Source organism: Catellatospora tritici (assembly GCF_019083965.1).
GTDB lineage: Bacteria > Actinomycetota > Actinomycetes > Mycobacteriales > Micromonosporaceae > Catellatospora > Catellatospora tritici.
Genome location: NZ_JAHRCY010000028.1, coordinates 24,000 through 37,322, shown reverse-complemented (window position 1 = coordinate 37,322; position 13,323 = coordinate 24,000). Strand labels below are relative to the sequence as shown.

General features: G+C 66.3%; 8 protein-coding genes and 1 pseudogene. 3 read left to right on the top strand and 6 right to left on the bottom strand.

What is annotated here, in order from left to right; all coding sequences use genetic code 11:
* The first annotated feature begins 88 nt into the window (after window positions 1-88).
* On the top strand, window positions 89-898 hold the full coding sequence (locus KUA19_RS37045; protein WP_217403769.1) for a MerR family transcriptional regulator: 810 nt from the start codon (window positions 89-91) through the stop codon (window positions 896-898).
* A 354-nt stretch (window positions 899-1,252) separates the two neighbouring features.
* On the opposite strand, the gene KUA19_RS37040 is transcribed toward KUA19_RS37045, so the two are convergent.
* Window positions 1,253-1,798: an alpha/beta hydrolase gene (locus tag KUA19_RS37040; RefSeq protein ID WP_372451992.1), complete on the bottom strand. Its 546-nt coding sequence runs from the start codon at window positions 1,796-1,798 to the stop codon at window positions 1,253-1,255.
* Window positions 1,799-1,819: 21 nt separating this feature from the next.
* Window positions 1,820-2,173, bottom strand: coding sequence for a hypothetical protein (locus tag KUA19_RS37035; RefSeq protein ID WP_217403765.1), 354 nt, complete (start codon window positions 2,171-2,173; stop codon window positions 1,820-1,822).
* Window positions 2,174-2,339: 166 nt separating this feature from the next.
* Between KUA19_RS37035 and KUA19_RS37030 the strand changes: the two genes are divergently transcribed.
* A complete protein-coding gene (locus KUA19_RS37030; protein ID WP_217403763.1) occupies window positions 2,340-2,546 on the top strand; it encodes a hypothetical protein in 207 nt (68 codons plus the stop codon).
* Window positions 2,547-2,800: 254 nt separating this feature from the next.
* Here KUA19_RS37030 and KUA19_RS37025 read toward each other — a convergent pair whose 3' ends face one another.
* A complete protein-coding gene (locus tag KUA19_RS37025) occupies window positions 2,801-4,744 on the bottom strand; it encodes a M4 family metallopeptidase (protein ID WP_217403761.1) in 1,944 nt (647 codons plus the stop codon).
* A gap of 211 nt (window positions 4,745-4,955) precedes the next feature.
* On the opposite strand from KUA19_RS37025, the gene KUA19_RS37020 reads away from it, so the two are divergent.
* Window positions 4,956-8,132 (top strand): ATP-binding protein, encoded by a 3,177-nt coding sequence (locus KUA19_RS37020; protein ID WP_254550732.1) that lies wholly within the window; start codon window positions 4,956-4,958, stop codon window positions 8,130-8,132.
* Between the two features lie 243 nt (window positions 8,133-8,375).
* Here KUA19_RS37020 and KUA19_RS37015 read toward each other — a convergent pair whose 3' ends face one another.
* The 3 genes and pseudogenes from KUA19_RS37015 to KUA19_RS37005 form a co-directional block, all read right to left on the bottom strand.
* Window positions 8,376-9,092, bottom strand: a complete 717-nt coding sequence (locus KUA19_RS37015) for an IS6 family transposase (RefSeq protein WP_217403757.1) — start codon at window positions 9,090-9,092, stop codon at window positions 8,376-8,378.
* A gap of 47 nt (window positions 9,093-9,139) precedes the next feature.
* A pseudogene (locus tag KUA19_RS37010) lies at window positions 9,140-9,546 on the bottom strand (IS6 family transposase); the annotation flags it as partial.
* Window positions 9,547-9,699: 153 nt separating this feature from the next.
* Window positions 9,700-13,293: a cell envelope integrity TolA family protein gene (locus tag KUA19_RS37005; protein ID WP_217403755.1), complete on the bottom strand. Its 3,594-nt coding sequence runs from the start codon at window positions 13,291-13,293 to the stop codon at window positions 9,700-9,702.
* Window positions 13,294-13,323 lie beyond the last annotated feature (30 nt).

Here is a 13,323-nt window from a genome sequence, read left to right as displayed (position 1 = left end):
CAGTCCGTTGTCATGTCACCACTGTCAGGTCTCCCGCGGGGAGAGGGTCAACTGGCGACTCCCTGGAGCGTGGGAGCAGACTGGGGGCGTGCGGACGGCGATGACGATCGGGGAGTTCGCGACGGTAACTCACCTGAGCGTGCGGACGTTGCGCCGCTACCACGAGGCCGGGCTGCTCGAGCCGGCTGAGGTCGACCGGTTCACCGGCTACCGCTACTACACGGCAGAACAGATCCCGCCCGCCCAGGTCATCCACCGGCTTCGCGAACTCGATGTCCCGCTGGCCGAGGTCAAGTCCATACTTGCCAGCGATCCGCAGGACCGTGCCCAGCTGATCACGGATCATCTGCGGCGCCTGGAGGGCGAACTGGCCCGTACCCGGGCCGCCGTCGTGTCGCTGAAGCGGCTGCTTCGTCCCGACCCGCAGGATCTGCAGGTCGAAATGCGGTCAGTGCCAGGCCGTCTCGTCGCCGCCGTAAACGGGCACGTCACGCTCGACGGTGTGATCGCGTGGTATGACGTGGCCATGGCCGAGCTGGATGCGGCCTTCCCGTCGGCCCAGCGCACGGGACCGCCCGGTGGGCGTTACGCCAACGAGCTGTTCACCCACGGTGCCGGTGACGTGTCCGTGTTCCGACCGGTCCGTGACCCGCGCGCGTACGGCCGGATCGAGGTCGTCGAGCTCGCGCCGGCCGACCTGGCCGTGGCCGTCCACCACGGGCCGCACGACGACATCGACGTCACCTACGGCCGCCTCGGCGCCTGGGCGGCCGAGCACGCCCTCACCGTCGACGGGCCGGTCCACGAGACGTATCTCGTCGGCCCGCGAGACACCGACCAACCCAGCCGATGGCGCACCGAGATCGGCTGGCCGATCTTCCGCCTCACGCAGCAGTAAGGCCGGCGATGTCATACACCTCTGAAAGCCAGGCTCCGACGGCCGTGTCTCATCAGGCGCCTGGGTCAAGCCGGGCTGGTGCCGTTCAAAGGTGCCGCGATCTCCATCCGCGTCCGCCTTCGGGGCGGTGGCGGTACCTGCCGGCGTCACCCTGACCACAACTGTGCTGTCCGCAGCGCCGCCCTGCGACACGATCGCGCCGACCTGCCGGACAGCAAGCGCGTGAGTCCCCAGCGCCGCAGAACATGCCGAAGCTCCCGCAGTTGCGGCTTCGCGCTTCTGCGGGAGCTTCGCAATGCGAGCCGTACCGGATGACGGCCTCTTGGATACGATCGGCGCCGCCCCTGGCCAGGCCTACTTGGTAGCGTTGGCGGCTTCGATGATGAGGTCGGCGACCGCGCCGGGCTGGGAGACCGGGACGGCATGGGATGCCTTGACTTCCACGGTCTTGGACTTGGCACGTTCTGCCATGAACTTCTGGGCGGCCAGCGGAATCGCCTTGTCATCGGTGGCCAGCAGCGCCCATGACGGAATGACCTTCCAGGCCGCCTCGGTCGCCTTGCCCTCCAGCGCGGCAGTGGCGGCCGGACGCTGCGTGACCGCCATCAAGGCCGCGGTCGGTGCAGGGACGTCGGCCGCGAAGTGCTCCCGGAACGCCTCACGCTTGACGTACAGGTCGGTTCCCTCGCCTCCGCCGGGCAGCGGGAACGGCACCGACTGCAGGTTCGCCCCCAGCGTGTTGCCGGGGAACTTGTTGACCAACTCCGCCGTGCTCTCCCCGACATCCGGTGCCAGCGCTGTTACGTAGACCAGGGCTTTCACGTCCGGATCACCCGCGGCGGCGCTCGACATGACGGCCCCGCCGTAGGAGTGCCCAGCCAGCACGATGGGGCCTTGCACGCCGGCCTGGAGCCCGCTCGGCTATCCCCGCAGTGCAGAGGCGAAGATGGCGGGCAGTGCGGTCCAGCGAGGCCGGGCGGCGAACTCGGTCAGCCGCCGTCCGGTTGTCGCGGCGGTGCGGTTGGTGACGAACCACGGCGGTTTCGGGGTGAGGCTGAACTGGCCGGTCATGATCGATCGGGGCGCGGGCCGGAACGGTCCGTAGACGACGGTCCGTTCCGGGCGGTGCAGCAGCAGTGAGTTGTGCACGACGCCGCGGCCGCTCGCCACGCTCAAGCCCATCGCTGGTTCGCGATTCGCCCGTAAGCGCTGCAGTCCGAATGTGCGCCAGATCCGCGAGATCGTCGGCTGCGACAGCCTGGTCGCCGCCGCCATCGATCGGCTCGACTGATGAACGTGTCCCAACATCGTCTTTCCGGTGGGCTGGGGTTGACAACCGGGGTTGTGCCACTCGGCGGCAGGCAGGCGATGATGATCAATTTTGGTCGAGGAAAACCACCAACGCGTTCAGCGCGGGTGATGATGCGGTATCGATAACGCGGTGCCGAACGGGTCCCGGATCAGGTACTGCAAGGACTGGACGGCCGTGACGACGGCGGTCAGCGTCGACGACTTGGCCGCCCGCGCCACCTGGGGCGCGTTCCCCGGTCACTGCGGGGACATCGGCAGGGGCCGCGGCGTGGTGCACAACTCGCTGCTGCTGCACCGGCCAGAGCGGACCGTGCGTCCGGGCCGTTCCAGCCGCTGACGCGCTCGGCCATGACAGGGCAGGTCAGGCTCACCCCCAAGCCGCCGCGGTTCGTCACTGACCGCACCGCCGCGCGACCCCGGTCGCCGGCTTACCGCGTTGGCCGCCCGGCCCCTTTGTGCCCAGCCTTCCTGCCGCCCGAGTGCCGGCATGTCGAACTGGCGGTCCGGGTTGTCGCGGGCACATGGCCGCTGGTGACAACCCGGACCGGGTTTTAGTCTCGGCGAGCGCTGACGAACGGACCTCCTCCCCTCCTACCGGCGGTCGACGATCGTCAGCGGGAGCGTGGCGGACAGCGGGCCATCTTTGCTCGTTGCCGTCACTGTGATCTGGTACGAGCCTGGTCGTGCGAATGCCGGGATTTGGATGATCATTGCCAGTTTTTCGCCTGCCCGCACCTCCTTTGGTTCGAAGGTGGCCTGCGTTCCCTCCGGGAGTCCCGTAGCGGAGAACACCAGGGTGACGGGCTCGGTGTCCGGGTCGGTGTAGGTCTGGATCGGCACGGTACCGGACTCGCCTACCAGGAACACGAGATGGTCGAGGTCGACTTGAAAGTTGAAGCAGTGGATGCTGCCGGGCACGTTGACCGCCACCCAGGCGGCGTGTACGGCCTTGACCTGGGGGGAGCATTTTCCGTACAGATCGGCCGCCGCCTTGAGGGTGTAGGCCCGTGCGGTGTTGGCTGGGTTGGCGGGGTTGACATAGCTGGTGTTGGAGGTGAAGTACACGTTGAGCGCCCTGAACCAGATCCGCTCGGCGGCGTCTCGGCCGATGCCGGTCACCGGCGGCGCGTTCCCGCACAGGCGTGAGTTGCCGTACGGGGTTTCGCCGCTGCCTTCGGCCAGGTTGAAGAAGAAGTGGTCGGCGGGTCCCGACGACTGATGTACGTCGATATTGGCAGCCGAGGTGTCCCAGCAGTTTAAGGAAAAGCCGCCTTGCCACGGGTTGTACATGTAACGAATGGCACCGCCGGTGCCGTAGTTGTCGATCTTCTCGCCGATTTCGTAGTCACCCGGGTCGTTGGCGTTGGCCGCGTAGAACTCGATCGCGGTGCCGAAGATGTCACTGGTCGCCTCGTTGAGACCACCCGACTCGCCGGAGTAGATCAGCCCGGCGAGAGCGTCGGTGACGCCATGGGTCATCTCGTGACCGACAACGTCGACGGTGACGAACGGATGCTGGTTGTTCTCCCCGTCGCCGAAGGTCATGGTCCTGGCCGGCCCATTCCAGAAGGCGTTGGAGACGTTGGTGCCGAAGTGCGTCCGGCTCAGTGCGCCGCTGCCGTCGCCGAAGATCCCGACGTGTCCGTGCACGTTCTTGAAGTAGTCGTAGGCGGTCGCGGCGCCGTAGTGAGCGTCCGCGGCCGCCGACAGTCTGTCGGCGACGGTGCGGTCGCCCCAGACGCCGTCCTGGCCGAGCAGGGGGTCCGAACATTTGCCTGTGCCGTTTCCCATGTCGCAGGTTCTGCCGCCACCGGCTTGCGAGTCGATCAGCCGGGCTCCCGTACCGACGTACAGGTCGGTGTACGTCGCATGCAGCGTGACCGTGCCGGAGTACACGGTGTTACCCGTGCCGTCCACGGGTACGAAGATGATCGGCTCGATCTCGTCGCTGGACCGGATCACCTCACCGGTGATCGCGTCGACGAACACGTGCAGCACCGACGGCATCTGCCCGTCAACGCCGGTGCCGGAGACCATCGTCTCGTAGGCAAGTCGGCCGAAGCCGTCGGCGGCCTCGACCACCAGCACCGGATCGCCGACCGTGTCCACCCTGCCGCGAAAGTGGCGGCTCGCGATCTCCGCCGCATCCCATTCGGCGATGACGGGCCGGACGTCCAACCGCAGCGGCCCGGCCAAGCCGACCGAACTGTCGGCGTAACTGCCATCCGGCCGGTTGTGCACGACGGTGTCACCGCCGTAAACCCGCAGACCCTGATACGTACGCGCATACCGCACATGCGAGGCGCCGTCCGGGTCCACGATCGTGCGGACCACGTGGAACTCGTCCTCCTCTGTGGCGGCCAACGCCTCGCGCCTTGTTTTCAGCGCCACCTCGGCGCGAGCGATCGCGGTCTCCTGCGTGACGACCGAGGCAGCCGGTGCCGCCGCTGCGGCGGGATCCGTAGTCGTGATGGCAACCGCCGCGAATGCGCACGCGATCGCAGCAGCGCCCATTGACGCGCCTGTTCTTCTCATCTCCCTCTCCTATGCGTAGGTGTTGTCAACAGCCCCGGGCCGGCGCTCACGACGGACCACTGCTTCCGCGCGGCCGTGTTCGCCGATGCGGCTCGAAAGTCAGCGTCGGGGATGCGGCTAACGGTTGACTAAAGGCAGGCGCTGGCCTTATGCAGGGTGGTGTCAGTGCGTTTTCGATCTCGAAGCGAGCGGCAGGGCCGTTGGGGTGGTGATGCTGCAGTTCGGGGTGCTCGGTCCGTTGACGGTTGATCGCACCGCCGAAAGGCTGCCGGTTCCGTCCGGGCGTGCGCGGTCGCTGTTGGGTGCCTTGATCGTGCATGCCGGAGTGGCGCTGCCGGTGGACACACTGACGGATCTGTTGTGGGCCGGGCAGCCACCGCGTACGGCGGCGACGGTTCTGCACGGGCATGTCTCGCGGCTTCGCCAAGCCTTGGGGACGACGGTGGTGCAGACCGTTCCGGCTGGGTATGTGCTGGCAGGCCCGTATGAGGTCGACTCTGGACGGTTCCGCGCATTGGTGGGTCAGGCTTCTGGGTTAAGCGATCCCGTTGCCAGGTCTGCAGTGTTGCGGCAGGCGCTGCGGTTGTGGCGCGGCCCGGCGCTGGCTGAATTTTGCTACGAATCGTTCGCCCAGTCCGAGATTGCCGCGCTGGAGGAGCTGCGGGTGGCGGCGTTGGAGGACGCGATCGAGGCGGAGCTGGCGGCGGGTGGCCACGCTCTGCAGCTCAGCGAGCTGCAGAGCCTGGTGCGCCAATACCCGTTGCGGGAGCGGCTTTGGGGCAATCTGATGGTGTGCCTGTATCGGGCAGGCCGGCAAAGCGAGGCACTCGACACCTACCGGCAGGCCCATCAGCTCATGGCCACCGAGCTTGGTGTCGAGCCTGGGCCGGCGTTGCGCGACCTGCACCTGGCCATCCTGCGGCAGGACGTGCAAGTCGTTGCACCGCCGCGCATGCGAGCACCTGCCCGGACCATTCCCGGCAAGGTCGGACGCGCGGCGGACAGGAGCGGTGCGGGTTTCGCCGGACGCGAGGCCGACCTAGCCTGCCTACGCACGACTCTGGATGCCGTGGATGCGCACCGGCAACCGGCCATGATCACCGTCATCGGTGAGCCGGGTATCGGTAAATCTCGACTGGCTCAAGAGTTCATAGCCGGGGCTGGTGAGCGGTTCACGGTGTTCACCATCGGATGTGAGCCCCAAACCGACACCGCATACTTTCCGTTGTATCAGTTGCTTGTGCAGGCTGCGGCACAGGTCGAAGCCCCGCAGCATCTTGTCGGCCAGCTGGAGGCGTCGCTCAGTGGCCGCGATCCGGCCGCCGACCCGATGATCGGATCAACAGTGACACGGCTGCTTTCCGCATTCGCGATGAGGCGGCCAGTCCTGCTGGTACTCGAGGATATCCACTGGGCGCAGCCCGCATTGCTGGATCTCATCGCGTCAATCCCAGCCGGCGTCCGCTCGGCCGTGATGCTGCTGTGCCTCGCCCGACCCGAACTTGCCGAGATCCGGCCATCGTTCGGCCACCAGGCGGAGGTGATCAATCTGCGCCACCTGGCACCCGACGAGATCCTGCACCTGGTCCTGGACGCCTTGCCGGAAACCGGGCCGGACATAGCCGCCGAACTGGCTTCAGCCGCGGGCGGCAACCCGCTGTTCGCCTTGCAGCTCATCGCATGGGCCGCGGACGGCACGGCAAGTGCGCGGCCGGTCCCGGCCGCCGTGCGCACCCTGCTGGCTTACCGTATCTCCGCACTCGGCCCCGGCGAGCAAACCGTTATCCGATGCGCCGCCGTCGCCGGCCGGGAGTTCACGATCGAAGGCGTCCAAACACTGATGCCTGCCCACGCCCGGCCCGCCGTAGACAGCCTCTGTCAAACCCTTACCCAGCACCAGCTTCTGCAACCAACCAGCCACGGATACCGGTTCCGCCATGAACTGATCCAGCGCGCTGCCTACCTCGCCATCGAACCGCAAACACGCGCCCGCCTGCACGAACGGTACGGACAGTGGCTGGCAACCGTCGCGCCGACCGATCGGGCGCCATCGGATGAAACGACCGGCTACCACTTTGAGCAGGCCCACGACAACCTGCAAACAGTGGGTGCCCGCGACGACCATGTCCGCAGAGTTGGCGCACAGGCCGCCACCCACCTCCGAGCGGCGGGCCGGCGGGCCTTCCACGGCGCCGACCTGCGCGGCGCGTCCAGCCTTCTCACCCGGGCGCTTCGCGTGATGCCACATGACCACAAGGAGCGAGTGGGACTTCTCATCGACGCCGCACGTCCGCTGCGGGCGTCCGGCAGGATCACCGAGGCGGTCGCCGTTCTGCTCGAGGCGGCTGATCGTGCCCAGGAGCTGGGTGACACCGCAACCCAATGGCGTGCCCGCCTTGAACTGACACTTATTCGCGCCTTTGGGCCCGCCGACGGCGGCCCGGAACACATGCTGCAGACCGCTACCAGGGCGATCGAGCCGCTGACGACGGTACAGGATGATGAAGGCCTGGCCGACGCATGGATCATGATCGCATTCCACCGGGAGATGGCCGGCCAACTCAGCAAAGCCGCCGCCGCCTATCGGCATGCCAACCGGCACGCCCTTCGCACACCGGCCAGCCCCAGAGATGCAACAGTCGCCTGGGGCCTGGCCACCGTGCTTCTTGAAGGTCCGGCACCAGCCCAGACAGCAATCGCCCAATGCCGAAAACTCCTCAATCACCGCGGGATGGTCGAACCCGGGGTCATGTTTGAACTCGCAGTCCTGCTCGCCATCACCGCCCAATTCGACCACGCACGCGAACTCCTGGACCAGGCCGAAGTAAATGTGCGCGAACGCGGCGCAATCCGGCCCCCGCTGTTCCTTGCACTGGCCAGGGCCAGAGTCGAACTCGCCGCCGGGAACCTCGAAAGCGCCGAACAGCATGCCCGCCAGGGCCTGGAACTCGGCGCCGCCAAGGGGGGCGACGAAGCCGACACCGCCCACGCGATCCTTTTATGCCGTCTGCTCTGCCGGCAACACCGCTTCGATGCGGCCGAGGAAACCCTTGCCGCATTCGCACACCGAACATTCAGCCAAGACATCGTCCGGACAGCATGGTGGGACGCGATACGCGCCAGAATCCGGGTGCACCGCCAGGCCATACCGCAAGCCAACGACCTAGCCCGCAAAGCCGCCACGAACATCGACGGGACCGACTTCCTCAACCATCGTGCCGACCTTCATCTGACGCTCGCCGAGATTCACCACGCGGCCGGCCAGGACTCGACAGCCCGCGACGCCATCAGCACCGCCGTCCACCTGTTCAAGGCGAAGGGAAGCCCAACCGGCCTCGCCGCCGCCCGAGCTCTATCCGAACACGCAGAACGCAGCGCCTCGACATGACAGCCAGCGATCCGGATCTTACGCGGGGGCCGTGCGGTCGCCTGGCGTACCGCATCAGACGCCCCGACGGTCAGCGCGGATGGCGTGTCCGCCGACGGCCGGTCGACGGGGTGTCGCGTACTGGTCGAGGGTGAGGCGGGGATCGGTATGACGACCCTGCTGCAGGCGGTGGCCGCTGAGTGTGCCGGGTGTTGTTGCATTGGCGGACCGCCCGGCAGCCTGGATTGTCGTTGCAGCCTCGAGTCAGATCGCTTGGGTGAGTTCGGCGAACGCGGCAGCAACCCGCCGGGCCGGCGTCGCGTCGGTGGTGAGTTCGTAATGTCCACGGCGCAGGTTCTGGATGAAGGCATGTCCGGCGATGACGAGCTGTGCGGTCTTGTCGGTACGTAGCCCGCGCATTGGTCTGAGCCGCCGTTTGAGCTGACTGTGGTCGGCCTCGATGGGGTTGTTGGCGTAGCGTTCGACATGATGCCACGCTGACGGGACGAGTTCCTCCAGCACTGCCGGGTAGACCGCGGCGGCGTCGGTGACCACCTCGGTCGGGGCCTGAAACGTCGCCAGTGCACAGCGGAAGAATTTGTGTGCCGCGGCGGCGTCACGGCGCACGGACACGAGCACGTCGATAACCTGCCCGTGCTGGTCAACGGCCCGGTACACGTACCGCCACACACCGCCGACTTTGACGTAAGTCTCATCAACGAACCAGCGGTCACCGGGCGAGTGCCGGCATGGCCGCGCGGCCTCGGCCAGCAAGGGCGTGAACCGCTGCACCCACCGGTAGACGGTTACGTGATCGACCTCGACGCCGCGCTCGACCAGCAGTTCCTCTACGTCGCGATATGAAAGGTTGAACCGCAGGTACCACCGGACGGCAACCACGATCACCTCCGGCGGGAACCGGAACCCGGCGAAGGCTGAGTTCGCGGGTAGAGGCGCACCTGGCCGACGAGAAGACTCCACCGATCGAGTCTGCCTCGCCCATGCCATCGCTCTACGCAACAGACCCCGTCGGTGACCACCTCGGTCGGGGCCTTGAACCTCGACAGCGCCCGGCGGAAAACCTGCGGGCCGCCGCGGCGTCACGGCGTGCGGACACGAGCACGTCGATCGCCTGCCCGTGCTGGTCGACGGCCCGGTACCCGTACCGCCACACCCCGCCGACCTTGACGTAGGTCTCGTCGACGAACCACCGGTCACCTGACGAGTGCCTGCAGAATCGTGCCGCCTCGGCCCGCAGGAGCGTGAACCGCTGCACCCGGCGGTAGACCGTGACATGGTCGACCTCGACGCCGCGCTCGACCAACAGCTCCTCGACATCGCGGTAGGACAGGCCGTAGCGCAGGTACCACCGCACCGCCACCACGATCACGTCCGGCGGGAACCGGAACCCGGCGAACGCCGACCCCGGAGGCAGCCACGAACGCGAACGGGCGAGGACTTCACCGCTCGTGTGTGCCCGCGATCATGCCAACGCTAAACGCAACAGCCCCCTAGCTGCAGCTACGAACGCGGATCGTGGCATTTCGCGGCCGCTACAGGCGCCGCGGAACGCCGCGATCCACAAGGGTCAGTTGATCGTGAGGCCGCCTGAGAGATACGTGATCGGGATCTTGATGGTGTACTTCTTGCCCTGCTCGATCCCGCTGCCCGTGACTGCCTTGACCTCCGCCGTGCTGCCGATGGTCACTACGTCCTTCAAGTCAACGGCCGCGTTGAACGCGCCACCGACCTCCTTCTGCGCCGTATCCTGGGCTTTGAACTCGATCTCCTTGGTCGCCTCGGTCGCACTCTCCGTCACCACGACCTCAAGGACCGGGAGCTGTCCCTGAGTCGTGACCTTCAACTTCCCATTGCCGCTGATCTGGGTTGCCGGGTTGTTGAGGTGCTTGTTCAGCGTGACGTCGAACGTAGGCATCTCTCCCAGCGCCGGAACGGTGACCGAGGCCGGGGCCAGGTCCGGTGGACGTGTTCGTGTGCCGACGAGGGTTACGGCGTACTCGCCCACAGGGAGCCTGCCGATGTCCATTTCGGCTACGCCCCTGCTGGTCGTGATGTCCGCCATCTCGAGCTTTCCGGGTACGTCGATCGTCACCTGGAATGCGCCTTCAAATACTTGGTGACTGATCGAGTAGCGGAAGGCGAACTTCAACTTCAACGGCGCGGCTGGAGTCACTGGCTTGGATCCCCGCATGTTCGAGACCTGAGTCTGGGCCACCTCCTTAAGCTCGTCCTTCGTCAGGTTGCCTTTGCGCGCTTGACTCTCGGCCACCTCGATCGCGTGCGCGGCTTGGGCTGGGGTGACCTGCTGCTGCTTCTCGCGACGGGCTTCGGTCTCGGCACGACGGGCTTCGGCTTCGCTTCGGCGGACGCCGGCTTCCGCCTCTGCGAGCCGCACGACCTGGTCGCGCTTCTGCCTATCCAGATCGGTGTCCATCTTTGACTGAATCTCCTGCGCCTTCGTGGCCGCCTGGGCCATCGACACACTTCCCTTGACGAGGTCGTCGAGGAGAGCGCCGACCTCGTCACTGACGGACATGTCGCGGAAGATGTTCGGCGTGGCAAGCGCGGTGAGTGCGGCAGCCAGCCCGGTCGGGGCGGGCAGGGCGACTGGTTCCTGCACGGTGGCTGCCGGAGTAGGCAGGTCGCTCGAGGTGAGATCACGTTCGACCACCTTCGGCTGAATCGGCTGCACGGCTGCGATGTCCGATGCCAGGAATGGCAACGGGTGCTCGTCCCAGCGCCAGAACCGCGTCTCCTTGATCTCCTCGGCGACGTTGCAGTGTCCGAGCTTCGCTTCCGCGAAGAGTCCTCGTGTGGGCAGTGATATCAGCGTCTCGGTGCGGGGATCATCGTCGAGCGGCTCGAGGTCCTTCTGGTCGAGCAACGGAAAGGCAATATTGTTGCCGAGGACCTCAAGGGGAGTGGGCGCCACCACATCGATCTTGAGTGTTCCCGGAGCGAAGTCCTCGGTCTCGAACGTGCGCGCGTACCAGTTGGGGTTCGTGCTGAGGTCGAGGACCCGGGTGTAGTAGTCGGACTCGCGCTTGAGGTGGGAGATGAGACGCTCTCGGCTCGCGAAGTCGTCGGGTGCCACTTGCTGATCGAAGGTGGGTGCCGCCACCGTCTTGGGCGGCGGAGGCGGTGCCGCCGCGCTCAGCATGTGCTGATCTCCGTCGTTGTCCAACGTATAGATCGCGCCCGGCACGTGAGCATGAACGATGCGCTCGCCGGATGGACCGATGCCGGTAATGGCTATGTTGATGACCTTGACCATGATCGAGCCCGAACCCTTGCGGAAGATGAAACAGTCGATGTCCTTCCACGCGATCGGGGGCTCGATGGAGTCGCTCTCGATCTGAAAAGTGATACTCTCGTGGTTGAACTGTGAATCCTTGTTGTAGTTGGTCGATCCGCCATACATCAGTGGGACAATGGCTTTGTCCTTCTTCCGGACGGAGAGCGTGAGTTCGTTCGGCGTCTCCTCGCCGCCGACTTCGAAGAAGGTGCGGAATCGCGTGAACGTCAGGTCTCCTTCAGCGTCCGATGTGATCGTCTGCGGCGGATTCCGTTTCCGCTCTGACCGAACCTTATCGATCCGGACGAGCGAGTCGAACGCCCCAGCGAGTCCTGACTCCAGGAGCGCGCCCTCCAAGGCGAAGCGTTTGTCGAGGAGCAAGGTGTCGTCGTCAAAGTTCCACTGAGGACGCGGCAGCAGCACTGCCTGATACCGCCTGGTCAGTTCGGTGACGACCCGGAAGTGTTGGAGCACCTCGTAATACAGGACGGTCAGGCTGTGCCCTCGGTTGTAGTTGACGATGGCGCGGGTCTCAATGTCTTGTCGCTCGTGTTCGTCGGTCTGAACAACCACCGTGGCGTGCTGCTCACGAATAGAGGAACTGGCCTGATGGACGGCGTCAGTGATCTTCTGCGACGTCTCGCCGACCAGGTCCCGGCTGCCGGAAGAAGTGGCGTAACCCCCGCCGATCGACAACATCCCCCCACCGACCACCCCGCCCTTCGACGCCCCGGCGCCGCCGGCAAGCCCGCCCATGACCGAGCCGCCGCGCTGCCACTCGTCGATCGCCGCGCTGACGGTCTCGGTCAGCATCCGGTCGTGCGACTGGGCGTGCAGCAGGTCCTCGGTGACCTGCTTGCTCTCGGTGCGCACCGCGGAATCTTCGCGCCGCCAGTCGATGATCGCGAAACGCACGCTCTCACCCGGCGCCAAGGGCAGGCTGTACTGCACCCGACCGAGGGAGTGGCCGATCGGAATCAGGGAGACCGCGAACTCGTGCACGCGCGCCGCCGCGAACGTCGTGTTCGGCACGTGCACTGGAAGTCGCACCACCTGACGCAGATGGAACCGACTGATCGCGAAGTTGGCCGGAGTCAGCGATTCGCAGCCGTCCGCGCCCACGAGCGTCTGCGGGACCGCGGCGAACGAACCAGGCGACAGCCGCCAATCCACGAGCCCCGGGTTCTGCATGGCCGGAAGATCAAGCGCGAACTGCTGCAGTACGCCGGCGTCGCCCAGCGGGACCCCGAGCTTGCCCACCACGGCATCCGGCGCGATGCGACGCTGATCGAGCACCCGGACCACTCGCTGCTCCAACAACATCGGGTAGGCGAGGATCTCAACCTGCATCCGGTCGTGCGTTTCGCGTGGCACGACGTCTCGAAGACTCAGCCTGGCCAGATCGAAAGAGACGAAACCGACGTGGTCGGTCGCCAACACACCAAGGGGGTAACGCGTTGTCGGAACGTCGCTGACCGGCTTGACGTGCTGACCCTTGAACTCATGCACGGCCCGATCGACCGCGTCCCGCGCCGCCTGGCGAAATGCGTCGTCAACGACAGCATCCACCTGAAAGCCACTGTCGCTCAGTTCACCGCGGATCATCGCGATGAGGCGGTCGCAAAGCCCGCTCGCCCACGCAGGGGAGACGCGGGCCATCAGCTCCTGCTCGACGACCGCCGCCTGCTCCGGCGCCCGCCGCTCAAACTTTCGCATCGCGTCACAGCCCAGCCGCGGCTTCTCCGCAGCCGGGCCGACGACGACCTCGGCATAGATGGGGACCTTGCGGATTGGTGCGCCGGTGTCGGCGTCGTGGACGAAGAGCGCCAACCGGTCCTGGACAAGATCGCGAATGGGCATCGCCATTTCGGGTGACCTCCCTCGGTCCGGCCGCGA

Coding starts and splice junctions, on each gene's coding strand:
- KUA19_RS37005 (WP_217403755.1), bottom strand. CDS start 13,293: ATGGCGATGCCCATTCGCGATCTTGTCCAGGACCGGTTGGCGCTCTTC.
- KUA19_RS37025 (WP_217403761.1), bottom strand. CDS start 4,744: ATGAGAAGAACAGGCGCGTCAATGGGCGCTGCTGCGATCGCGTGCGCA.
- KUA19_RS37035 (WP_217403765.1), bottom strand. CDS start 2,173: ATGGCGGCGGCGACCAGGCTGTCGCAGCCGACGATCTCGCGGATCTGG.
- KUA19_RS37020 (WP_254550732.1), top strand. CDS start 4,956: ATGCTGCAGTTCGGGGTGCTCGGTCCGTTGACGGTTGATCGCACCGCC.